Annotated in this window: 18 protein-coding genes and 1 pseudogene; 10 read left to right on the forward strand and 9 right to left on the reverse strand. The window is 72.1% G+C overall.

Annotated elements, in window-relative coordinates:
• Positions 1-188: 188 nt before the first annotated feature.
• Positions 189-746 carry a 2-oxo-4-hydroxy-4-carboxy-5-ureidoimidazoline decarboxylase gene (locus CP978_RS20820; RefSeq protein ID WP_079162234.1) on the reverse strand — a complete coding sequence of 186 codons (558 nt, stop codon included), beginning with the start codon at positions 744-746 and terminating at the stop codon, positions 189-191.
• Between the two features lie 333 nt (positions 747-1,079).
• Between CP978_RS20820 and CP978_RS20825 the strand changes: the two genes are divergently transcribed.
• The 7 genes and pseudogenes from CP978_RS20825 to CP978_RS20850 all read left to right on the forward strand — a co-directional run bounded on the left by CP978_RS20825 (position 1,080) and on the right by CP978_RS20850 (position 7,759).
• On the forward strand, positions 1,080-2,678 hold the full coding sequence (locus CP978_RS20825; protein ID WP_227745419.1) for a beta-N-acetylhexosaminidase: 1,599 nt from the start codon (positions 1,080-1,082) through the stop codon (positions 2,676-2,678).
• Positions 2,679-2,943: 265 nt separating this feature from the next.
• The gene (locus CP978_RS20830) at positions 2,944-3,525 is read left to right on the forward strand and encodes a hypothetical protein (protein WP_043443246.1); all 582 of its coding nucleotides are present in this window, start codon (positions 2,944-2,946) and stop codon (positions 3,523-3,525) included.
• Between the two features lie 121 nt (positions 3,526-3,646).
• Positions 3,647-3,964, forward strand: a complete 318-nt coding sequence (locus CP978_RS20835; RefSeq protein WP_221501539.1) for a hypothetical protein — start codon at positions 3,647-3,649, stop codon at positions 3,962-3,964.
• 123 nt (positions 3,965-4,087) lie between these two features.
• Positions 4,088-4,698 (forward strand): annotated as a pseudogene (locus CP978_RS20840) (RNA polymerase sigma factor); the annotation flags it as partial.
• 42 nt (positions 4,699-4,740) lie between these two features.
• Positions 4,741-5,499, forward strand: coding sequence for a hypothetical protein (locus CP978_RS34945; RefSeq protein ID WP_158508340.1), 759 nt, complete (start codon positions 4,741-4,743; stop codon positions 5,497-5,499).
• Positions 5,500-5,945: 446 nt separating this feature from the next.
• Positions 5,946-6,623: an RNA polymerase sigma factor gene (locus tag CP978_RS20845; protein ID WP_043443250.1), complete on the forward strand. Its 678-nt coding sequence runs from the start codon at positions 5,946-5,948 to the stop codon at positions 6,621-6,623.
• Entirely contained in the window at positions 6,623-7,759 is a 1,137-nt protein-coding gene (locus CP978_RS20850; RefSeq protein ID WP_052454213.1) for a hypothetical protein, read from the forward strand. Before CP978_RS20845 ends, CP978_RS20850 begins: the two co-directional genes overlap by 1 nt.
• Before the next feature lie 249 nt (positions 7,760-8,008).
• On the opposite strand, the gene CP978_RS20855 is transcribed toward CP978_RS20850, so the two are convergent.
• Positions 8,009-8,875: a L,D-transpeptidase family protein gene (locus CP978_RS20855; RefSeq protein WP_052454214.1), complete on the reverse strand. Its 867-nt coding sequence runs from the start codon at positions 8,873-8,875 to the stop codon at positions 8,009-8,011.
• 104 nt (positions 8,876-8,979) lie between these two features.
• On the opposite strand from CP978_RS20855, the gene CP978_RS20860 reads away from it, so the two are divergent.
• Both CP978_RS20860 and leuE read left to right on the forward strand, forming a co-directional pair.
• Positions 8,980-10,560 carry an acyl-CoA mutase large subunit family protein gene (locus CP978_RS20860; protein WP_043449112.1) on the forward strand — a complete coding sequence of 527 codons (1,581 nt, stop codon included), beginning with the start codon at positions 8,980-8,982 and terminating at the stop codon, positions 10,558-10,560.
• Positions 10,561-10,658: 98 nt separating this feature from the next.
• Positions 10,659-11,312 (forward strand): leucine efflux protein LeuE, encoded by a 654-nt coding sequence (gene leuE / locus CP978_RS20865; protein WP_043443252.1) that lies wholly within the window; start codon positions 10,659-10,661, stop codon positions 11,310-11,312.
• Between the two features lie 44 nt (positions 11,313-11,356).
• Here leuE and CP978_RS20870 read toward each other — a convergent pair whose 3' ends face one another.
• From CP978_RS20870 to CP978_RS20900, 7 genes are all read right to left on the reverse strand, one after another.
• The gene (locus tag CP978_RS20870; protein ID WP_227745420.1) at positions 11,357-12,418 is read right to left on the reverse strand and encodes an acyltransferase; all 1,062 of its coding nucleotides are present in this window, start codon (positions 12,416-12,418) and stop codon (positions 11,357-11,359) included.
• Positions 12,419-12,653: 235 nt separating this feature from the next.
• Positions 12,654-14,006, reverse strand: coding sequence for a polysialyltransferase family glycosyltransferase (locus tag CP978_RS20875; protein ID WP_043443254.1), 1,353 nt, complete (start codon positions 14,004-14,006; stop codon positions 12,654-12,656).
• A gap of 3 nt (positions 14,007-14,009) precedes the next feature.
• Positions 14,010-14,975 carry a glycosyltransferase family 2 protein gene (locus CP978_RS20880; RefSeq protein WP_043443255.1) on the reverse strand — a complete coding sequence of 322 codons (966 nt, stop codon included), beginning with the start codon at positions 14,973-14,975 and terminating at the stop codon, positions 14,010-14,012.
• A 123-nt stretch (positions 14,976-15,098) separates the two neighbouring features.
• On the reverse strand, positions 15,099-17,312 hold the full coding sequence (locus CP978_RS20885; RefSeq protein ID WP_043443257.1) for a polysaccharide pyruvyl transferase family protein: 2,214 nt from the start codon (positions 17,310-17,312) through the stop codon (positions 15,099-15,101).
• Entirely contained in the window at positions 17,309-18,559 is a 1,251-nt protein-coding gene (locus CP978_RS20890; RefSeq protein ID WP_043443259.1) for a hypothetical protein, read from the reverse strand. The genes CP978_RS20885 and CP978_RS20890 overlap by 4 nt, the downstream gene beginning before the upstream one ends.
• Positions 18,560-18,815: 256 nt before the next feature.
• On the reverse strand, positions 18,816-20,147 hold the full coding sequence (locus CP978_RS20895; protein WP_043443260.1) for a polysialyltransferase family glycosyltransferase: 1,332 nt from the start codon (positions 20,145-20,147) through the stop codon (positions 18,816-18,818).
• Complete coding sequence (locus CP978_RS20900) at positions 20,147-21,133, reverse strand: glycosyltransferase family 2 protein (RefSeq protein ID WP_043443262.1); 987 nt, start codon at positions 21,131-21,133, stop codon at positions 20,147-20,149. The genes CP978_RS20895 and CP978_RS20900 overlap by 1 nt, the downstream gene beginning before the upstream one ends.
• Positions 21,134-21,332: 199 nt before the next feature.
• Between CP978_RS20900 and CP978_RS20905 the strand changes: the two genes are divergently transcribed.
• Positions 21,333-22,673 (forward strand): DUF6716 putative glycosyltransferase, encoded by a 1,341-nt coding sequence (locus CP978_RS20905; RefSeq protein WP_043443264.1) that lies wholly within the window; start codon positions 21,333-21,335, stop codon positions 22,671-22,673.
• Positions 22,674-22,683 lie beyond the last annotated feature (10 nt).

Genomic DNA, 22,683 nt, shown 5'->3' on the forward strand with positions numbered 1-22,683 from the left:
GCCGCGCCGGGTTCTGTGTCGGTCGGGCCCGGCCGGGTACGGTCCACCGGCCCTGAGCATCCTAGCGACGTGTCGCGGGATCGCTTACGGCGGCCCTACCGATGTGATCAAACTGGCAATCAAACGGGTTATTCCAAGGGATGTGCGGGGGTTTGCGGTGCACCGCACCGGCTTCGGCTCCGGCCCCGTCACCGGACGCTTTCGGCCATGGCCAGGCCCGACGGGTCGCATATCAGGCGGGTCAGCCTGCCCCTGGCCAGACGGCGCAGTTCCTCCGCCGCCAGCGGGCGCTCGTCGTCCGGATCGTTCGTCAACCGTGACCGGATCGCGTCCAGGACACGGTCGGCCGCCTCGTCGGGCGCCACGTCGTCCAGGCAGATGACGAACATGTGTCCGAATCGGCTCTGGTAGGCCGTATGGGCCGCGCTCAGGGCGGTGTGCGCGGCGGAGTGGGCGCCGGCCGGGAGCGGGGCCAGGGATTCACGGGCCAGGGCCGCGGTGAGATCGCCGGGCGTGAGGTCGTACGCCGCCTCGTCGGCCGCGGCGAGCAGGGAGTCCAGGTCCGGGTAGGGGCGGTGGTCGGCGACGCGATGCGCCCAGCGCGGGCTCCGGCAGCAGGTCAGAAGGGCGCGCCGGGCGTCGTCGGCGGGTGCCGCGTTGAACTTCTCCAGGTCCGCGGGGGCCTCGGGGCGGCGCGCCGGTGGGGCGGTGGGGCCGGGGAGGCGCGGAAGACGGTGCGAAGGCAGCGTGGGTCCTCGGCGAGTGAACGGGCGTGCGTCGTAAGGACGTCACGGCCGGATCGGCAGGGGGCGTGGGGGAAGTGCGCCGCCACGTTATCCGTGGCGGGTGCATGGACGTCCAGTTGCTGCCCGGATTTCACCCGGATGGGAGAGTTACCGGCCCTCTCGTGGACGGGCGGGGTCCCCGGGGGCCTTAGGTTCGGAGGGGGGCTCGCGTATGGAGGTGAAGGGTGTGCGGTTGAAAAGCGGACGCATACGTACGGCCGTGGTGTCCGGGGCGCTACCTGCGCTTATCGGCACCGTGTGGTGGTGTACGGACAGGGAACGGGGTGTGAAGCGGTGAGCGGCCGGAGGAGACGGGCGGCCCCGAAGAAGGCGGTGCGCCGGCGCAACGGCTTTCTGCTCGGTGCCGGGCTGCTGGCCGCGGGCGCGATCGCGGCGGCCGTGACGCTGTGGCCCTCCGGCGGCGGCACGCCGAACGGGACCGGATCGACCATCGCCGGGTCGCCGACGCGCACCTATCCCATGTCGCAGGCGCCGCAGACCGTTCCCGCCGTCCGTGAGCACACCGCGGCCCGCGGTCCCGGCTGGCGGCCCTCGTCGGGCGCGCGGGTGGTCGTCGACGACGACGCCCTCGCCGACGAGGGGCGGCTGATCGCCGGGGAGCTGAAGTTGAGCTACGCGGGGCGGACCGGCGCCCGCGACGGCGACGTGGAGCTGAGCCTGTCCGGGAGCGGCGACCAGGAGTCGTACACCATGACCGTGCAGAACGGTCGGGTCAAGATCGCCGGTCCGGGTGAGGCGGGCGTCTTCTACGGCACGCGCACCCTCAAGCAGGAGGTGCACGGCGGCGGTACGGCACCCGAGGGCGTCGTGCGTGACGCGCCCGCCAAGCCGCGGCGCGGGCTGATGCTCGACATCGCGCGCAAGTACTTCACGCCCGGCTGGATCGAGGACCGCATCCGGGAGATCGGCGATCTGAAGTACAACGAGATCGGACTGCACTTCTCCGACGACCAGAGCTTCCGCATCGAGTCCTCCTCGCACCCCGAGATCGTCTCCAAGGAGCATCTGACCAAGGCGGAGGTCAAGAAGATCGTCGACCTCGCGGCGAGCCGTCACATCACCGTGGTCCCCGAGATCGACTCGCCGGGCCATCTGGGCGCCGTGATCGCCGCGCACCCGGACCTCCAGCTGCGCAACGCCGCGGGCGTGCCCACGCGCGGGGCGATCGACATCTCCAAGCCCGCCGCGGCGAAGATCGTGGACGACCTCCTCAACGAGTTCGCGGACGTGTTCCCCGGCTCCTACTGGCACCTCGGCGGCGACGAGTACCAGGCGCTGATGGCGTCGAACCCGGCCACCGCCTATCCGCAGCTCGCCGCCGCGGCGAAGGCCAGGTTCGGTGCCGGTGCCGGTGTCGCCGACCTCACGACCGGCTGGCTGAACGACCGCGCGGACGTGATGCGCAAGCACGACCGCACGATGCGCGCCTGGAACGACGGCTTCTACCGTTCGAGCAGCGTGCCGGCGGCCAAGGACCTGGAGGTCGCGTACTGGACCGGCAAGGAGATCGGGGCCCGGCAGCCGACGGAGTATCTGGATGCGGGCCGCAAGGTGATCAACTACAACGACGAGTTCCTCTACTACGTGCTCGGCGAGCCGCAGACCTTCGTCTACCCGACCGGTCAGCGGATCTTCGAGCAGTGGAACCCGCGTGTGCTGCGCGGCACGACCGCGGTGCCCGCACGGTACGACGGGCAGATCCTCGGCGGTGTGTTCGCGGTCTGGTGCGACTACGCGACCGCGCAGACCCAGGATCAGGTGGCGGCCGGCATCAGGATGCCGCTGCGGGCCATGGCGCAGAAGGTGTGGGACGCGCGCACGCCCACGATGTCCTGGACGCAGTTCAAGCAACTGGCGGACCGTCTGGGCTGAGCCGGCGGTCGGGCCCCTGTTCCGGAACGACATGTTCCGGGGCGGGGGCCCGTGTCGTTCCGGGCCGGTGGCCGCGGAGCCGGCGCCGTACGCAGGGGAGCGGTCCGGGGCCATGGCGCAGTTGGCCGAAAATGAATTCTTCGAACTCGGGGACCGTCCGGCCATGGTGCCCCGGTGACACTCCCGGTAGCTTGCACGCAGTAAGGGGAAGTGTGGGCTCCGTGAAGTGTGAGGCGCCCCTGTGAGGCGTTTTCGAGGAGGCGTGATGAGTCTGGTGGATCTGATCGCGGGGGCCGACGAACGGACTCTCGCGGCAAGCGGGTTGGCTTGTTTGGATCGATGCGTTCCTTTGCTCGGGGGCGAGGACGAGGTGCTCCGCCCGTTGTGGGCCGACCTCGCCGAGGACCGTTCCTGGCAGGAGCCGCTCGCGAAGGCACGGGCGGAACTGGGCGTCGGGGGCCTGGTCGAGGACGACGCGGACCACGCCTTCGAGGCCGAGGCCGCGGAACTGGCCCGCCGGATGCTCGACGGGGCGCCGGACGAGCCCTCCGCCTCCGCCGACGCCCTGCGCCGGTGGGCGGACGCCTGCTCGGACGCCGCACTGCGGATACACCGTCTGCTGGACCCCGCCGCCGACGAGGAGTCCTCGGTGACCGACTGCCGGGAGGGCCGTACGGACGGGGTGCCCCCGCTGGTGGCCGCCGAACTGCGCCGCCAGATCGCCGTGCTGGAGCTGGTCACCGCCCATGGCTCGGGCGGACTGCGCCAGGTCCTCGAGGTGTCCACCGAGGGGCGCCGGGTGCTGCGGGCCGTGGTGTCCCGGCGTGCACGGGGCCGCTCGGTGTGACGTTCGGCGCCCCGGGCGCGCTCTTCGGGATGTGAACGCAACTGAGACCGACCGGCCTGGGGTGATCAGGCCCGAGGCCGCCGCCCGGCCGGTGCGCTGGGCCGCCGATGTCGTCACGGCCATGCGCGAGGGCGCCCGGCTGAGGCTCGACTACTCGGCGCGGAGCCTGTGGCAGGTGGACCGGACGATCGAGGAGATACGCCGCCAGGGCGCGCCCCTGGCCGCCGTGGAGACCGCGCTGCGCGGCTTCGGGGCGTACGCGGGCGAGGTGCTGGTCCGGCTGACCGGCGGCGAGTGGTGGACCGGTGACGGCGACCACCGGGTGCGTACCCCCGACGGCCGGGTGTGGGATCCCGTCGAGGAGGCCCGGCGCTGTTACCGGGGCGACGGTTCGCTGCGTCTGCTGTGCCGTGACGCGGCGCGGTTGGCGGAAAACTGACGCGGGCTCATGTCCGGGGTGACATTTCCGTGAGCGCCGACGCTGATGACCCTGGGGGCGTGGGCACGACCGGGTGCCGCACGTGTGGGCACGCGAGACCACTCGCCACGACCGAGGACAGCGTTGGGTCAGGCACGGGAACCCCGTCGCGCACACGCGCACGACGGAGAGCTGGGCGCGGCCGTCGCCCGCGCGCAGCAGGGGGACGAGACCGCCTTCGCGGTCGCCTACCGGATCGTGCAGCCGGGGTTGCTCGGCTATCTGCGCGGACTCGTCGGCGACGACGCGGAGGACGTGGCGTCCGACGCCTGGTTGGAGATCGCCCGTGATCTGTCGCGGTTCCGGGGGGACGGGGCCGGCTTCCGCGGCTGGACCGCGACCATCGCCCGGCACCGCGCGCTCGACCATCTGCGCCGCAGGCGCGTCCGCCCGGAGTCGGCGGTGCTCGGTGACGACGTCCTCGAACTGCCCGGCCGTCAGGACACCCACGACCAGGCCCTGGAGTCCCTGACCACGCGGCAGGCCCTGCGGCTGGTCGCCCGGCTGCCGCGCGACCAGGCGGAGGCGGTGCTGTTACGCGTGGTCGTCGGCCTCGACGCGCCCGCCGCCGCCCGGGTCCTCGGTAAACGGCCCGGCGCGGTCCGTACCGCCGCCCACCGGGGGCTCAGGCGTCTGGCACGCGAGCTGGCTCCCCGGGTGTGACGGATGGCGGCGCCGGGACGCTGGGGGAGTCGGGACGAGGGCGAGCGCGGTGGGATCCGGGGGCGGACACGGTCATGGGTGAGCGACACGAGGGCGGAGGATGTACGGGCCGTCCGCCCGTGCGCCCCGGACCCGAGACACTGACGGCGGATGCCCTGCTGGCCGCCGTGCGGCCCCGGCATCTCGACCCGGAGGCGGAGGCGCGGGCCCTCACCGCCTTCCGGGACGCCCGCGAGGAGCGGCGGCGCACCCGGTCCCCACGCGCCCGGCGGCGCGACGACTGGCGCCCGCATGCCCGGCGTCTGACGGGGCGTTCGCTGCCGACGCTGCTCGCTCTAGTGCTGGGCTGTGCGGCGCTCGGTGGTGTCGCCGTCGCGACCATCGGCGTCCCGAAGCACCACTCCGCCCCGCCGCGGCCCGCCGTTCCACGGGCTCCCGTGACCCCCGGGCCGGGGGAACAGCCGACCGGCGGGCCCCGGGTGGGGGACACGGGCGAACCGTCCCGGACGCCTGACGGGGCGTCGGAGGAGACGACGGCGGGGGCGGCGGACACGACAACGGGGTCGGGGTCGGCGTCGGCTGCGGATGCGACGGCGGGGTCGGCGTCGGCTGCGGGCGAGGACGGTGAGGTCGCGGAGAAGGCCGTCGAGAAGGGGGTGCAGGACGCGGCGAAGGCGGAGGCGAAGGCGGCGAAGAAGGCGGACAAGGCGGCGGAGAAGGCCGCGAGGGATGCGGAGAAGGCTGCCCGCGCCGCGGACAAGGCCGCCGAGAAGGCGGCGAAGGACGATGAGAAAGCCGTCCGTGCCGGCGAGAAGGCCACACCGGGGGCATGAGGAGCCGGGGCGGGGAACAGGGCGGGAAGCGGGGCGGTGAGGTGCGGGAGGCGTCCTCCGCGCAGGCCCGCCCGCTCGGCGCCGACGGGTTCGGCCGGGAAGCGAGGGGGGCAACGGCCGGGGCCGCCACCCCCCACAGGAGAGGCCCCGGCCGTCGCGCGCTACGGGCCGCGCGGCGGCCCGTACTCTCTACAGCGTCATGGATGCGTTTTCTGTCACACCCCCGCGCGTCACAGGTTGGTCGCGCGTTGTACGAACGTGGACGGAGAACGGTTTCAAGCCGTAACGTGCCTTTCGCGCCGACCGGCGGATGATCAGTTGAACGGGTGCTGCGACCGCCGCACCCCATGAGCGGCTCAGACCATGACAGGTCGAGGGATCACGACGGTGGGAACCCGGTTCGCGCGAGGCGGTGCCGGCTCAGGCGCACGGAGGGGCAAGTTCGGGTGCTGGGGGAGGACGCGGAGCTGACGGCCGCGGTGCTTGCGGCACAGGGTGGGGACGAGACCGCGTTCCGGACCGTGTACCGCACGGTTCATCCACGTCTGCTCGGATATGTACGGACGCTGGTCGGTGAGTCGGACGCGGAGGACGTCACCTCCGAGGCCTGGTTGCAGATCGCGCGTGACATCGAGCGGTTCAGCGGCGACGCCGACCGGTTCCGCGGCTGGGCGGCCCGTATCGCCCGCAATCGCGCGCTCGATCACATCCGGATGCGCGGGCGCCGCCCGGTGATCGGGGGTGACGAGACGGAACTGGCGGGCAGGGCGGCCGAGTCGGACACCGCGGGCGAGGCCATGGAGGCCCTGGCCACGGGACGCGCCCTCTCGCTCATCGCCCGGCTCCCGCAGGACCAGGCGGAGGCCGTGGTGCTGAGGGTGGTGGTGGGCCTGGACGCCAAGACCGCCGCGGAGACGCTCGGCAAGCGGCCCGGGGCCGTCCGCACCGCGGCGCACCGCGGCCTCAAGCGGCTCGCGGACATGCTCGGCGCCGGCGCGCAGGTGGATCCGGAGTCGCTCGGCGCCCTCGGTGTGCAGCCTCCCCGGCATGAGACGCGCCGGCGCCCGGTGCCGTCGTCCGTCGGTGTGACGCATCTGCATTCGCGTACGCAGAAGGACATGTGATGGCCGACGAGCAGCACGGGTGGCTGAGCGACGACGCGGCGGAGCGACTGCTGCGCGGCGAGCCGCCGACCGCCGTCGACGACGTTACGCGCGCAAATATCGCCAGACTCACCGAGACCCTCGCCGCCCTGGCCGCGACACCCCCGCCGGCCGGCGCCGAACTCCCGGGCGAGGCCGCCGCGCTGGCCGCGTTCCGGGCCGCGCGGACGACCGGGAACGGTGCGGCGGCAGGTCAGGACGGCCGACGGGACCCCGCGGCCCTGTCCGCCGACACCGGTCTGGTCCGCCTCGGGCGCCCCGACGCCGGTCGGCGGAAGGCCCCTAGGGGACGGCGGGCGCGCTTCGGCCTCGCGGCCGTGATGACCGCGGGGATGATCGGCGGGGCCGCCGTGGCGGCCGGGACCGGGGTGCTGCGCACACCGCTCGGCGATACACCCGGAACCGCCGCGTCCGCGTCCGTCTCGCCCGCCGGGACCTCGGAGCAGCCGCCCTTCCCCCCGGCGCCCCAGGGATCCGCCACCGGGGGCTCTCCTTCCCCGACGGCCGGGAGCACGAGCGGCGCGCCCGGGCAGGTCGGACCCTCGTACGACGCGGCGGACGACGACTCCGCCCCCACCGGCGGTCTGGGCGGCGCCGGTGCCTCCGCCGGGGGCCGGGAGTGGTGGAGCGGGCTGCGCTCCTCCTGCAGCGACCTCGCGGGCGGCAAGGAACTCGACGCGGAGCGCAGGCGGAGCCTGGAGGACGCGGCCGGGGGCAAGTCCCGGGTGAAGGGGTTCTGCAAGGGGGTCCTGGGCGGCGAGGACCGGGCGCGTCCGGGCGGCACCCGGGGATCCGGCAAGGGCGAGAACGGCCGGGACCACCGGAGCGGCGATCAGGGTGAACAGGGAAACCAGGGAAGCCAGGGAAGCCAGGGGAATCAGGGAAAACAGGGCGGTCAGGGGGACCAGGGCGGAAACGGCGGCGGCGATCAGGGCGGAAACGGCGGTGATGGCGAGGACCACAGAGGGCCGGGTGGCCCCGGACTGGCCGCCACCCCCTCGGCTGTACCGCACACCGCCCCGCCCCCTTCCCGGCGGTGGGGAACGAGGTCCCCGCACCCGACGTACGGGGCACGGAACGCGTTCCTGGTGCGCTGAGCCACCCACGGCACAGCGAGAGCTCTTGCGCATCCCTCTGTGACCTGCGCTTTCCCGGTTCTGTGAGGTTCTCCTCCCGGGGGTGTGACACTTTCGGCCCCCGCTGCGCAGTAGTGAGTGAGCCGACTGGTCATCGGCCGTCGCACGGAGCCGGGGTTCCCCCCGTACCTACGGCTCGGTGCATCCCGGCGCGGGTGGGACGCGTTCCCCCGGTCCCGCCCGCGCCACGCACACCGCCCGCGGTCCCGCTCACCAGGAGACGACCACCTTGTCCCCGGTCCGCACCGCGGAGAACAGCGCCGAGACCGCCGCCTCGTCCCGTACGTTCACACAGCCGTGCGACCCACCGGAGTATCCGCGCGCCGCGAAGTCGTACGAGTAGTGCACCGCCTGACCGCCGCTGAAGAACATCGCGTAGGGCATCGGCGAGTCGTAGAGCGTGGACACATGATGGCGCGACTTCCAGTAGACCTGGAACACCCCTTCGCGGGTGGGGGTGTACGAGGAGCCGAACCGGACGGCCATCGTCGAGAGGGTCCGCCCGTCGATCATCCAGCGCAGGGTCCGGCTGGTCTTGCTGATGCACAGCACCCGGCCCGTCATGCAGCGCGGGTCGGGGGCCGCGGCCGGCTGTCCGCCCATCAGATACAGCTCCCACTTCCCGGGCCGGTGCGTCATCCCCAGCAGCCGTCGCCAGGTGGTGGTGTCGACCCGGCCCGTCCGCGGCAGCCCCCGCTTGCCCTGGAAGCCCTTGACGGCGTCCTCGGTCAGATCGTCGTAGCTGCCCGTCGGGCCGTCGAAGAGCCAGTCGATCTGGCGCAGCCGGGCCTGTAGTTCCCGTACCCCGGGACCCGAGTCGCCGCGCGTCCACAGCACGGGGGCCGAGGGGGTCTTGGGGGCGGGGGCAGTGCTGGGCGTGGCGGTCTCGGAGGGGGTGTGCGGGATCTCGATGCGCACCGGCGAGCGGTGCTTCCCGTCGGCGTCGTCCGCGCCCACCGGCTGCACCGTGCAGCCGGTGACGGCGACGAGGACCGCGACCCCGCCGGCCGCGATCACGGTGCTCCCCCTGCCCCTGGTCCGGCCGGTACGGCCCTCGATACGGCCCTCGGTACGCATGCCCACCCCCGTCGTCCCCACCGCTTCCGGTGCCCGGTCGTGTCACCCGGATGTTCCCCGCGCATGACCGCCGGCGAACTACGGTGCATGGTGGAGACATGGCCATGGCGCACGAGTCGGAGTCCGGACTGCCCATCGAGCCGGTGTACGGGCCGGACGCCCTGGACGGCTGGGACCCGGCCCGGCAGCTGGGCGTGCCCGGGGGCTACCCGTTCACGCGCGGGGTCTACCCGACGATGTACACCGGCCGGCCCTGGACGATGCGGCAGTACGCCGGCTTCGGCACCGCGACGGAGTCGAACGCACGGTACAAGCAGTTGATCGCCAACGGCACCACGGGCCTGTCGGTCGCCTTCGACCTGCCGACCCAGATGGGCCACGACTCCGACGCCCCCCTCGCACACGGCGAGGTCGGCAAGGTGGGCGTCGCCATCGACTCGGTCGACGACATGAGGGTGCTGTTCGACGGGATCCCGTTGGACAAGGTGTCGACCTCGATGACCATCAACGCGCCGGCCGCGCTGCTGCTGCTCCTGTACCAACTGGTGGCGGAGGAGCAGGGCGTCCCGGCCGGCGAGCTGACCGGCACCGTCCAGAACGACGTCCTGAAGGAATACATCGCGCGCGGGACGTACATCTTCCCCCCGAAGCCCTCCCTGCGCCTGATCGCGGACATCTTCCGGTACTGCGGGGCCGAGATCCCGAAGTGGAACACCATCTCGATCTCCGGCTACCACATGGCCGAGGCGGGCGCGTCGCCCGCGCAGGAGATCGCGTTCACGCTGGCGGACGGCATCGAGTACGTGCGCACGGCGGTCGCGGCCGGTATGGATGTGGACGACTTCGCGCCACGGCTGTCCTTCTTCTTCGTGGCACGCACCACGTTCCTCGAGGAGATCGCCAAGTTCCGGGCGGCCCGGCGGATCTGGGCGCGGGTGATGAAGGAGGACTTCGGCGCCGAGGACCCGAAGTCGATGATGCTGCGCTTCCACACCCAGACGGCGGGCGTCCAGCTGACGGCGCAGCAGCCGGAGGTGAATCTGGTCCGGGTCGCCGTCCAGGGCCTGGCGGCGGTGCTCGGCGGCACCCAGTCGCTGCACACCAACTCCTTCGACGAGGCCATCGCGCTGCCCACGGACAAGAGCGCGCGGCTGGGCCTGCGCACCCAGCAGGTGCTGGCCCATGAGACGGATGTTGCGGCGACGGTCGACCCGTTCGCGGGGTCCTACGCCATGGAGAGGATGACGGACGAGGTCGAGGCGGCCGCCCTGGAGCTGATGCGGAAGGTCGAGGACCTGGGGGGCGCGGTGTCCGCGATCGAACACGGCTTCCAGAAGAGCGAGATCGAGCGCAACGCCTATCGCATCGCCCAGGAGACGGACGCGGGTGAGCGGATCGTCGTCGGCGTCAACCGCTTCCAGCTGGACGAGGAGGAGCCGTACGAGCCGCTGCGCGTCGACCCCGCGATCGAGGCCCGGCAGGCGGAGCGTCTCGCCGGGCTGCGCGCCGGGCGTGACCGGACGGCGGTGGACAGGGCGCTGGCGGACCTGAAGAAGGCCGCGGAGGGCACGGACAATGTGCTGTACCCGATGAAGGAGGCCCTCAGGGCCCGTGCGACGGTCGGAGAGGTGTGCAACGCGCTGCGGGAGGTGTGGGGGACGTATGTGCCCTCGGACGTGTTCTGAGCGACGCGCCCCCGAGCCGGGCGCGGTGACCGATCCGTCCGTCTCGCTCCCCGAAACCCGGAACCGGAGTGTCATACCCCCGTGCGACACTCCTTCCCATGTTCGGAGTCATCCATCTCCCCACGTATCTGGCCGGGCTGGTCCTGATCGTGCTCCTGCCCGGGCCCAACTCCCTGTATGTGCTGTCCGTCGCCGCCCGGCGCGGGGTCCGGGCCGGGTACACCGCGGCCGCCGGCGTCTTCTGCGGGGACACCGTGCTGATGACGCTGTCCGCGGCCGGGGTCGCCTCGCTGCTCAAGACGAACGCCGTGCTGTTCGGGATCGTGAAGTACGCCGGGGCCGGCTATCTGACCTGGCTGGCGTTCGGGATGCTGCGGGCCGCCTGGGGCATGTGGCGGACGCGGCGGGAGCGGACCGAGGCCGAGACGCCGGCCGTCGCCGCCGGGACCGGGGAGCGGTCCTATCGCCGGGCCCTGGTCATCAGTCTGTTCAACCCGAAGGCGATCCTGTTCTTCATCGCCTTCTTCGTGCAGTTCGTCGACCCGGGATACGCCTACCCGGCGCTCTCCTTCGTCGTCCTGGGCGCCTTCGCCCAGCTGGCGAGCTTTCTCTATCTCACCGTGCTGATATTCAGCGGCACACGCCTCGCGGAGGCCTTCCGCCGCCGCAAGGCGCTGTCCGCGGGCGCCACCTCGGCGGCGGGCGCCCTCTTCATCGGCTTCGCGGTGAAGCTGTCGCTGGCGAGCACCTGACGCTCGCCGGCACGGCCCGACGGAGACGACGCGGGCCTGCCGGGTCAGCCCAGCAGGCGCCGCAGGTTCAGCCTGCCCCACAGCAGGCTGGCGCCGAACGACAGGGCCATGACCGTGATCAGCAGACCGACCAGCAGCAGCCCCGCCACGGGTCCGCTCAGGTCCGGCGAGACCAGCGGTGCGACGACCTCCTCGAGGAACAGCACATGGACCATGTACGCGCCGAGCGCGGCACCGGCCAGCTTCTGCAGCAGGGGCCGCCATTTCTCGGGGATCTGGATCCGGCTGACCAGAAGGAGCACACAGATGCACATCGTGCCGACGAACAGATGCGCGTTGGGGATCACATAGTGGATCTGGGTGTTGTACCAGAGGCAGCCGGCCATGGTGAGCGGCAGCAGGACCCACAGCGCCCGGCGCCACCGTCCCACGGCTCCGGCCGGCAGGGCGAACAGCATCGCGCCCCCGACCGCGTACACCACTGAATAGGTGCCGAATCCCCAGGCCACCGACGGCATGCTGTGGTGCGTGACCTCGCCGAGGGTGGTCAGCACGCTCGGCAGGACCGCGATGCCGAACAGCGCCGCCCCCAGCCCCAAGGGCCGCTTCCCCGCCCTGATCAGCATCGCGAAGGCGAGCAGCGTGATGATCGGGATGTAGTTGTACATGAACCACAGGTGGTAGGCGGGTTGTACGGAGCCGAAGAGGGAGTTCGTCGCCAGCTCGGTCATGGGCCGGTCGTTGCGGTCCCGCAGCCAGGCCCAGATCAGATAGACCGCCGTCCAGGCGAAGAGCGGAACGGTGTTGCGGACGATCCGCTTCCACATCCGGGCGCTGTCCCGCGGGGGCGCGCCGACCAGCACCGCCCAGCCGGCGATGGCGAAGTACATGGGAACGGCGAACGGGTTGATCGCCTCGGCCACATGTCCCGCCCAGTACGACCCGGAGCCATGAGCCGGGTCGTTGCCGGTGGAGTGGATGAACGTGGCGCCCACGTGCCCCAGCATGACGGTGGCGGAACAGATCAGCCGCATCAGATCGATGTCGAAGCGGTGTTCCCGTGGTGCGGCGGCCTTCTCGGACGAGGCGCTTCTCTGCTGCGGCACGTGTACGGCTATGTCATTGGGCACCGCGCAACTCTCATGGCACCCGGTGTACGGGAGTTGAAGGGGCGGTGGCTCCCCTGTGGCCGGTGGGTCTCGGTTGGCCGTCCGGGGCAGGTGAACGGGCAGGTCACCCTATGCGGAACGAGTTCAAACGGCGAAACGCGTCCCGCCCGGTCCGGCCGACGGGCCGAGCCGGGCGGGACGCCGCAGCCGTTTCCTCCGGTTCACCCCCGCGTCACTTCTGGACGCGCCGCCGCACCGCCCTGCGCACCACCCGCTTCGCGCGGCTGACCTGGACCTTGGCGCGCGACCGCGGGTGGCTGCCGGGAAGGCCCAGCTCGGCCAGCCGCAGTTCGGGGAAGTAGTAGCCGGGGCTGTCGGCCAGATGGTTCCGCAGCCAGTCGGCCGTCGGCTCCCGCAGCTCCGGGTACGTCTTGGGCTGCATACAGAAACCGATCGCCCGGACCAGGGGTGACAGCGTCTCGGGGGCCCTGCCGACGAGCGCCGGGGTCTCCTCGCGCTCCAGGTCGGGCACCAGGTGGTCGACCACGGCCAGGGGCACGCGATTGCTGTTCGGGTAGGGCTTGAGCCGCCGCATCACCAGCGAGGTCCCCACGCGTGCGATGGGTACGTCGAAGTAGGCGGAGGCGGTCACCATGGCCGTCGAGAAGCAGCCCACCACGAGCGTGGGACGGCAGTGGTGGTACAGCGTCTCGGCCAGCAGTGGCGCGTCCAGCACGGTGAGCCGGACGCCGGCGTCCGCCGCCGCCTTGCTCAGCGCCGCCGAGTAGCCGGCGGGGGCCGTCGGATGGGGCTTGAAGACCACGGACCGGTGCCCGGCGCGCACGGCCCCGGTGAGCATCCGCACATGGAGGTCCTCCTCCTCCTGCGCGCTCAGGATGTTGATCGCCGCCAGGTACTGGCCGAGGAGCACGGCCGTCGGCTCCTCCTTGAGGACGGGCGCCAGCCGCGGGTCGTCCGCCGCGTCCCGGGAGATCTCGTCGAGCACGCCCCGGAACGCCTCGTCCGGGACGATCTCGGGCTCGACGCCGTACTCGGACAGCAGCAGCGGGCGCAGTCCGGGGATCAGGTCGAGGTGGAGCAGGCGCCGGATGCGGCACGCGATGGTCAGCGGCAGCTTCTCCCGGGTCGGGCCGTAGCTCATCAGGCCGTCGGCGTACACATGGACGGTGCCCTCGGAGAAGATCGCCGCCAACGCACGGGCCGGGTTGACCTGGATCGACTCCACGGCGAGCTCGATCAGGTCCCGCTCGTCGATGTCCCACAGCAGCCGGAGCGCCCGCTGCCACATCACCGTGTCGTTCCCCCGCGGACCCCAGGTGCTGGGGTGCTGGGGGCTGATCGCCTCGTTCCAGCTGACCACCGAGTCGAACCGGCCGGCTATTCGCTCATAGCCGTGCATCTCGTCGAGGCGCAGGGCCGTCTCCGGTATCGCGGCGTTGTTGGAGACCAGCAGGATGCGCCGGGCCTCGTGGCGCGGTCCGAACAGGCCCGCGTCGAGCGCCGCGGCGAGGGTGGCGGCTCCGTAGAGGGTCGAGACCTGGAAGATCTGGGTCTTGCGGGGCATGGATCAGGCAGCCTTCCGCCCGTCACGCAGGCGGCTGAGCAACCTGCTCCGAGTGCTGTCGATGGTGCTGAGGGTCTCCTCCAGCGCGCGCTCGGGCATGCGGTGGAGCGCGGCTCTCGCCTCACGCCGCAGTCGCTGGGCCGCCGCGGGCTCGTACTCGTTCGCCTTGCCGACATGGAAGGCGATCATGGCGCAGTAGGTCCGAACGGCCTTGGGGAGGAAGCGTTCTGCCTCCGGGTCCTCCAGCAGATTCTTCAGCACCGCGTCGTACGCCGGGATGAAGTCCAGCTGACGGGAGTCCTTGATCTGGGTGAGCGAGGTCGTGACGCCCCGCCGGTAGAACACGCCGTGCAGACCCAGGGACGCATAGGTCCTGGCCTTCAGATGCAGGCGCCAGATCCACAACCGGTCCTCGCAGGTGCGGAGTTCGGTCGCGAAGCGCATACCGCCGTCGTCGAAGAGATGCCGGCGGTAGATCCCCGCCCAGACGAAGGGGTAGTCGACCATCGTCTCCATGTCGGCCGGCGCGATGCCGTCACGTGGATCCATCACGATGTTGCGCACCGGTGCCGGGGGCCGCCTGACCACCCGCTCGGTGCCGGTGACCTGCACATGGTCGGTACGGGCGAAGTCGCAGCCCAGTTCCTCCATGGCGGACACCAGTTCGGCCAGGTGACCCGGCCCGTACCAGTCGTCGCCGTCGAGGAAGGTGATGAACTCGCCGTCCGCCGCGTCGATACCGCTGTTGCGCGCCTGCGCTATGCCTCGGTTCTTCTCGTGCCGGATCACTCTGGCGTTCGGAAGCTTCTCCGCCCAGCGGTCGACCACCCAGGGAGTGGAGTCCGTGGAGCAGTCGTCCACGAGCAGGAACTCGACGTCGGGATCGGCGTTGTTCGCGAGGCTTCGCAGCGTGTTCTCGGCAAACGCTTCCACATTGTGCATGGGGACGACAACGGACAGTCTCGGCACGTGCGCCTCTCACGCTTGAAGGTTGGAGATTGGAACAGGCTAACGACGCTCCCTGCGGGGGCAGTGTCGCCCGAGCTGAGGAGAGATGAATTCCTTTCGAATCAGTTGTGAACTCCCTGCGCCTCATGCCGGACCGAAGGTCTCCCGGAGCTCGTCGAGGTTCGAACGGGTGGTTTCCCACAGGAATTTCTGTGCGTCGTGCACGTCCGCCACCGCGGCCGCGTGGTCGTCGAGGATCGCCGTCGCCCGCTCCGTGAGCCGGGGGCCGAGCTCCCGGTCGTGCACGGACAGTCCCCATTCCTCGCGGCCGATGTCGGACAGGAAGTAGGCGAGCTTTGGGTGGGAGACCAGGCTGAGGATCGGGGTGCCGCAGCCGAAGGGGATCATTCCCGCGTGCCCGCGCATGCCGATCACCAGCCGTGCCCGGCTGTACAGGTCGCGAACGGCGTCGTTCGACATGTCGTACAGCGGCTCCACGGGCAGGCCGATGCCGTGCTCCCGGCGCAGGTCGTGCACGAACTTCTCGTCGGCCGGCATATGGGCCGCGTAGCGCACGTCCGTCCGCTCCCGCAGCTCGCGCAGCGCGGTCGCCATCTGCGCGAGGAAGTGACCGTAGTCATGGCCGAAGCGCAGCCCCGCGCGGTCGTAGGCGCAGTTGAGCAGCACGGTGTCGGACCGCCGCGCCGGGTCGAACCGGTCCGGCAGAAGGTACCGCGCCACCGTGGTCGGGCAGGGCTGGTAGCGCACCCGGTCGCGCAGCTCCTCGGGGAGCAGCTCGCGGACCCGCTCGATCGAGCCGTGGTTGCGCAGCCCGAAGAACGCCGACCGTTCGACGAGGACCCGCAGGCTCTCGGCGAACCGGCCCCGGCGGTAGAGCTGCCCGTCGAACACGTTGTAGCCGACCGCGAACACCGCGAGCGGCGTGGTGATCCGGGCCAGAATCTCGTCCGGGACGTTCCACTGCCAGTGGCTGTTGCCGTTGGGGGAGGTGTCCGGGAGAAAGAGCCCGCCGCCGCCCACGATCACCCCGCGCCGCGCGTTCAGCTGCTCGAGCGCCGCCTCGTCGACCAGCCGGTGCACCGGCTGCGGGTACCAGCGGCGCGGCCCTGTGTCGCTGTCGAAGCACATCCGCACGGCCTCCGGCAGGACCTTGTCGCCGGCGTTCTCCTGCCCGTCGGCGAACAGCGCCACATGCGCCAGCTGCTGCCCGGCGGCGTCCGGCCGGTGCGGCTCCCGACTCTCGGGGCGGGTACGGACGTGCCAGCTGTGGCAGCCGGCGTCGGTGGGGTCGGCCTCCAGGCCCTGGAGCGCGTAGGCGTGCGCGTCCTCCTCCCGACCGCACAGCCACGCCAGGCGGGCGAGCTGGGCGAAGGCGCGCGGGGCGACATCGGGGGAGGCGGCCGCCAGCAGCAGACGCGCCTCGGCTTCGTCGTAGCGCGACAGCGCCATCAGACAGACGCCCAGGGTCTCCTGGCAGCGGGGCGCGTCCAGCCGGTCGGCCACCACCGGGGCGAGGACGTCGACGGCCTCGTCGTAGCGGCCCTGCCTGCGGTACACCTCGGCCACCATATGGGCGAGACCGAGGGAGGGACGGGTCTCGAGCAGGGGCGGCGCACAGTGCGCCAGGAGGTCGGGGTGCTTGTCGCCGGGCAGCGCGCAGTAGGCGGCCCGGAACTCCTCGTCGCTCATCTCGAAGCGGCGCCGCGCCTCGGCGGCCGGACCGTGCCCGTGCTCGTCGGAGGGGCCGGTGAAGTGGAGGACGGTCACATTCGAGGGCACCGGCGTGCCGTCGTGGAGCCGGCGGGTGAGGAAGTCGTGGCGCGCGTCCACCGGAACCAGGACGTCCGCGGGCAGGAGGCTCGGGTCGCCGTCGGCGAGCCGGGCCGCCAGGGCGTCGTCCACGTCGGCGCGCTGGAGGACCAGCAGACCGCCGGGCAGGACGGCGCGCCGCTCACCGCCGTCCCCGTCGCAGAGCACCTGCGGGACGGCGCCCACCCCGTGGCGCATCCGCAGCAGCTCACCGATGTCCCCGAGCACCACCATGTCCGGGCTGAGGACCACGACGGTGTCGTAGCCCTCCAGCCGGAAGAGATCCGCACGGCTGTCCGCCCGGCGTGTGACGACCCGCGGGTGCAGACGGCGCAGCGCGTCGAACGCGGAGCCGTCCGGTCCCGGGTGCAGGACCACGAAGTCCTCGCACACGCCCGGGTTGGTCAGCGCCAGGCTGCGCAGCAGCGTGGCGAGACGGGGCAGGCCGTCGGTGTCGGTGTGGACGGCGAAGGCGATCCGGCGTCTGCCGGTGACGGTGCTCCGGTCGTCCGCCAAGGAGTGGGTCATCGCAGGGCGATCCTCATCTTGCTGTCGTCGACATCTGTCGCGTGGTCCATGACCCACTCGGCTTCCCTCGGCCGCAGCCGGCCGGGCACACCGAAGCCGATGAGGTCCAGACGGGGGCTGACGTCCAGGAAGTCCAGCAGCCTCAGGACGGTGAAGGCGGTGCTGGTCGCCGCGTCCCAGCCGTCCTCGCCCAGCAGCGCCGGGTCGGTCAGGGGCCGCCGCAGGGAGGCGTCACCGACCTGCTGCTGCGCCCCGGGCACCAGCCGCTGCCGCGTGGCGCGGCGCCACGCGGCGGCCGGGTCGCCGAACACCAGCCGGATGCCGGCCGGCTGTGTCCAGGCGGGTCCCTCCCACGGGGCGTCGCCCCGCAGCGTGACGGCGTGCAGATCGGTGCGCTCGCCCTGCGCGCGGGCAGGGAGCGCGTCGCACCGCACCACCAGGTCGTAGCGGTCGGTCTCGGCGCCCCGCGCGCCGGGGGCGGTCTCCCCGGCGTCCGAGACCAGGCAGACCGTCCGCCCCTCGAGCAGGCCGCGCAGCCCGCCGACGCCGATCGGAGTGCTCCCGCCGAGCAGCGGATCGGACAGCCCGGTCCGCTCGACGAGCCGCCGGTAGGTGCCGTACAGCGCCAGCAGGCGCCGCACGGCGGGGTCCCCGGCGCCGTGCTCGGCCACCTGAGCCCGCACCAGGGCGGCGAACTCCGGTGCCGTGACCGCGGTGGGCCGTCCGAGCAGCTCCCGCAGCGGGGCGGCGGGCCCGGGGAAGAGCGCGACGGCCTCCTCCAGACATGCCCGCCGGCGCCGCAGGGTGTCCATCCTGCGGACGATGTGCTCCGCCGCGGCGGTGTCCTGGAGCAGCGTGAGGTGGTGCTGGTAGCACTCCAGCGCCTCGTCGCCGCGGCCGAGCCCGTCGAGAGCCAGGCCGCGCAGCCGCCAGGCTCCCCTGGACCGCTGCCGGATGCCGGTGGAGGTCTCGGCCACGCCCAGGGCGAGGTCCAGCCCGCGCTCCCCGCCGGCCTCCAGCGCGCGCTCGCCGACCTTGAGCAGGGAGTCGAAGGGGTCGGCCGACGGGGTGTCCAGGGAGGCGGCGAAGGCGCCGATCGCCCGGTTGAGGCGGGTGTGCCGGGGCGTGGGCGTCTCGCCGTGCGCCGCGAGGTACTCACCGCACAGGCGCATGCCCCGGGCGAACAGGTCCAGCCTGGCGGCCTCCTTCTGCCGTGCCTTGAACAATCCCGCCAGGGGGTTCGTCATGCGTGTTCCACCGTCCTCCGATCGGAGGACGAATGTGCCCGAGCGCGACGGGTCGCGAGTGACTTTCCGGTGTCCAGCGGGTAAACAGTCCCCCGCTCGCGGCAGGTCGGAGGACACCGCCCGGTGCGGACCGGGGGTCCGCCGCAGGGCCGCCGCACCTGCGGCGGGGCCTTTGTCCGGATGCGCCGCCGGGGCCCGCGAGCCCGGCACGATCCGGACGAGGGGCACCGGGTGCGGACGGGCCTCCCGCGGTCCGTCAGCCGCGGAGGGCCTTCTTCAGCGCCCGCGCCCGCCGCACCATCCGGCGCGCGGTGGAGTTGCGCGGCAGGAACGCCAGTTGCCGGGGGATGCCGCCGGGGAGCCCCAGCGAGGCGAGCTGTCTGCGCGTGAAGTAGTGCTGGACGCGCGGGCCGTGGTGCCGGGCGAGATAGCGCTCCGCCGCCGGGCGCAGCGACGGGTGGATCTGCGGCTGCATGGTGAAGCCGAGCGCGGTGACCAGGTCGTTCAGTTCGCCGGCGGACAACGCGTCCGCACTCCTGCCGGACACCAGGTCCGGCAGGAGTGCGTCGGCCAGGACGGCCGGGACCCGGTTGCTGTTCTGGTAGGGCGTCAGCCTCTCCAGCAGCGCCTCGGTGCCGATGCGGGCGACCGGCAGGCCGTAGAGCGTGGACGCGGTGAACAGCGCGGTGGAGAAGCATCCCACCACCAGGGCGGGCCGGGACCTCTCGAAGAGCACCTCGGCGAGCACGGGCTGATCCAGGACGGTGAGCTCCACACCGAGCCGGCCGGCCTCGGCCTCCAGGACACGGCTGTGGCGGGCCGGCGCGCTCGGGTGCGGTGTGAAGACGACGGTGCGGTGGCCGCGCTCGACGGCGCCCCGCAGCATCCGTACCTGAAGGTCGTCCTCCTCCTCGGGAGAGAGGATGCCGAGCGCCGACAGATACTGACCGAGCAGCAGCGCCGCGCCGTCCGGCACGGCGGGCGACGCGCCGCTGTGCCCGGACAGCTCCCCGATCGTCTTCAGGAAGGCGGGCGTCGGCACCACGCGCGCCGGCACCTCGAACTCGGTCAGCAGCATCGGGGTGAGGCCCGGCACCAGGTCCAGGTGCAGCAGCTGCCGTACCCGCGTCCCCACCAGCGGGTCGAGCTTGTTGCGGGTGGGGCCGTAGCTCATCAGGCCGTCGGCGTAGACATGGATCGGGGCCCCGGTGAACAGCTGGGCCACCGCGAGGGCCGGGTTGACCTGGAGGGACTCCAGGACCAGCGTCACCCGGTCGTCGCCGAGCCCCCACAGCAGCCGCAGATGGCGTTCGAGCAGCGGGATGTCGTCGGAGCGCGGCGTCCAGGCGCTCGGGTGGAAGGGGCGGATGGCCCGGTTCCAGGACAGCACCCCGTCGAAGTGCTCACGCAGCGGCGCGAAGCCCGGCATCTCGTCGACGGCGGGCATGGTCTCCGGGGTCGCGGCGTTGTTGCACACCAGCAGCAGCCGCCGGTCCGCCTCGGGGAGACACCCGGACTCGAGCGCGGCGGCCAGGGTCGCCGCACCGTACAGCGTGGAGGCGCAGAAGATCTGGGTGGTGCGGGACATCAGGCGGCCGCCTTCGCTGTGGAACCCCGGCGGCGCAGCCGTCGCAGCCTGGAGGAACGGTTCAGATCCATGGTGTCGAGGACATCGTCCAGCAGGTTCTGGGGCATCCGCCCGAGCGCCGCGGCACCCTTCGTCCGCAGCTGCCTGGCCACGGCCGGTTCGAACTTGTCGATCTCCGCCAGATGGTGGGCGATGATCGCGCAGTAGGTGCGCACCGCCTTCGGCAGCAGCCGGTCGGCGTCGGGATCGGCCGCGGTCTCCTCGATCACCTGGTCGAAGGCGCGCAGGAAGTCGAGCTGACGCACATCACCGATCTGGGTGAGGGAGCCGGCCACCCCGCGCCGGTAGAACACGCCCAGCAGACCGACCACGGCGAAGGACTCCGCCTCGCGGTGCAGCCGCCAGATCCACGGCCGGTCCTCGGCCGTGCGCAGTCCGTCGGTGAAGTGCAGCAGACCCCGGTCCAGCAGACGGCGGTGATAGGCACCGGCCCAGGCGTAGGGGTAGTCCACCGAGGTCGTCCGGGTGGCGGGCAGGATCGCCTCGCGGGGGTTCGTCACCTCCCCGCGCGGCCCGTGCGGCACCCGCTGCACGGTGCGGGCACGGGCGGTGGCCCGCACATGGTCGGTACGGACGAAGTCGCAGCCCAGCTCGTCGATGCTCGCGACCAGCTCGGTGAGATAGCCGGGGGCGAGCCAGTCGTCGCCGTCCAGGAAGGTCAGATACTCCCCCTGTGCCACGTCGAGGCCGGTGTTGCGCGCGGTGGCGAGACCGCCGTTCTCCTTCCGGAGGACGCAGCGCACCGCGGCCACCTCGGACAGCTCCTCGGCGGCCCGCTCCAGAACAGCCGGCGTGTCGTCTGCGGAACAGTCGTCTACCAGGATGAACTCGAATTCCGGCCGGGCGTTGCGGCGCAGGCTTCTGAGGGTGTCCGGCGCATATTGCTGCACGTTGTAGAACGGCACAATCACGGAAAGCTTTGGCACTCGCGAAAGCGTAGGGGGGCGCCCGAGTGCAAGCCTTTCCGGCAGTGATACGGGGGGTGAACTCCATGTGTCGGAACGGTGCACCGCATGTGTTTCTCGTATTTCCGCGGGCCGATTCGGCTCCCGGTGGGGCGCTGTTAACCTTTTGTTGATTCGCGGTTCGGCCGTGCCTCGGAATTGCTTCCTAGCGTCTGGGACCGTGCCAGCACGTCATACGAAGTCCCTGCGGATCGCCGTACTCGCGGATTCCGACACCCGGTGGAAATGGGGTGCGCTGACCGCGAGCCGACTGGCCGCGGGCCCCGCCCCGGACGCCGGATCGCCCGGCGGCGCCCCCGACGGTCCCGCCCCGACCGGTTTTCTGCTGCGCGGCCGTGCCACCCCGACCGTCCGCCAGCTCGAGGAGGTCGGGGTCCGCGCGGAGTCCCTGCGCGAGGTCACGGCCGGTGAATTCCTGAGCGCGATGGCCGAGGAGTCCTACGACCTGCTGGTGATCGCGCTGGTCGGCGGCGGCGTCCAGGCGATGCTGCACGGCCTCGCCCATGTCTGGAAGGACCGCACCCGGCGGCCCGTGGTGGTCACCGGCTATGTCGGCGTCGTCTACGAGAAGCTCGCCGACGGCCTGCTGCTGCGGCACGGCGCCGATCTGGTGCTCGCCAACTCCCGCCAGGACGCGGAGCGTTTCCGGGCCGTGTACGAGGGAGTGGGCGCCGACGCCTCGTCGGTGACCGAGGTGGCGCTGCCGTTCCTCGGCGGTGCCCCCTACGAGAAGACCGACCCGTACACGGTCGTCTTCGCCGCCCAGCCCTCCGTGCCGGAGAGCCGCAGGGACCGTGGCTATCTGCTGGAGCGGCTGATCCGGCACGCCCGGTTGCACCCCGGGCGCGAGGTGCTGCTCAAGCTCCGCTCCAAGCCGGGCGAGCACACCACGCACATCGAGGAGCTGCCGTACCAGAAACTGGTCCAGCGGCACGACCCGCCCGCCAACTTCCGCCTGGTGTACGGGAACATGGGCGAGGTCCTGGACCGGACCGATCTGCTGGTCACCGTCAGCTCGACGGCCGCCCTGGAGTCCCTGCACCGCCGGATCCCCACCGTCGTCCTCACCGACCTCGGGGTCCGGGAGGCGCTCGGCAACCACCACTTCGTGGGCTCCGGCTGCCTCGCCTCCTGGGACCAGCTCGACGCCGGGCACCAGCCGGAACCGGACGCGCGCTGGGTGGCCCGGCAGGGCGTTGCCGCCGACGGCGCCTATGCGACCGCCTTCGACGAGGCGGGCCGGCGCATCGCCGAGCTGCTCGCCGCCCCCGGGCTCCCGCCGCTCAGGCCCTACTACACCCCCGTCACCGCGCCCGGCTATCTGCCCGGCGTGCTCGCCCGCCACCACCTGGCCCCGGACGGCAGCCCGCTGCCCGGCGCACCCGCCGCCGACAAGGCGCCCGGCCCCGTACGCCAGATCGTCCGCCGCGCGGCCCGCGGCGCCTACCGCCACGGAGTGCAGCGTGTGGCGCCCGTGATCCGACGGATGGGGGAGCTGTGAGCGAGCGGAT

Source organism: Streptomyces nodosus (genome assembly GCF_008704995.1).
In the GTDB taxonomy this organism is placed as follows: Bacteria; Actinomycetota; Actinomycetes; order Streptomycetales; family Streptomycetaceae; genus Streptomyces; species Streptomyces nodosus.

What these genes read in the sequence shown, in the direction of transcription:
- CP978_RS20830 (WP_043443246.1), top strand. Translation starts at nt 2,944, where the DNA reads ATGAGTCTGGTGGATCTGATCGCGGGGGCCGACGAACGGACTCTCGCG.
- CP978_RS20835 (WP_221501539.1), top strand. Translation starts at nt 3,647, where the DNA reads ATGCGCGAGGGCGCCCGGCTGAGGCTCGACTACTCGGCGCGGAGCCTG.
- CP978_RS34945 (WP_158508340.1), top strand. Translation starts at nt 4,741, where the DNA reads ATGGGTGAGCGACACGAGGGCGGAGGATGTACGGGCCGTCCGCCCGTG.
- CP978_RS20850 (WP_052454213.1), top strand. Translation starts at nt 6,623, where the DNA reads ATGGCCGACGAGCAGCACGGGTGGCTGAGCGACGACGCGGCGGAGCGA.
- CP978_RS20855 (WP_052454214.1), bottom strand. Translation starts at nt 8,875, where the DNA reads ATGCGTACCGAGGGCCGTATCGAGGGCCGTACCGGCCGGACCAGGGGC.
- CP978_RS20860 (WP_043449112.1), top strand. Translation starts at nt 8,980, where the DNA reads ATGGCGCACGAGTCGGAGTCCGGACTGCCCATCGAGCCGGTGTACGGG.
- leuE (WP_043443252.1), top strand. Translation starts at nt 10,659, where the DNA reads ATGTTCGGAGTCATCCATCTCCCCACGTATCTGGCCGGGCTGGTCCTG.
- CP978_RS20875 (WP_043443254.1), bottom strand. Translation starts at nt 14,006, where the DNA reads ATGCCCCGCAAGACCCAGATCTTCCAGGTCTCGACCCTCTACGGAGCC.
- CP978_RS20885 (WP_043443257.1), bottom strand. Translation starts at nt 17,312, where the DNA reads ATGACCCACTCCTTGGCGGACGACCGGAGCACCGTCACCGGCAGACGC.
- CP978_RS20890 (WP_043443259.1), bottom strand. Translation starts at nt 18,559, where the DNA reads ATGACGAACCCCCTGGCGGGATTGTTCAAGGCACGGCAGAAGGAGGCC.
- CP978_RS20895 (WP_043443260.1), bottom strand. Translation starts at nt 20,147, where the DNA reads ATGTCCCGCACCACCCAGATCTTCTGCGCCTCCACGCTGTACGGTGCG.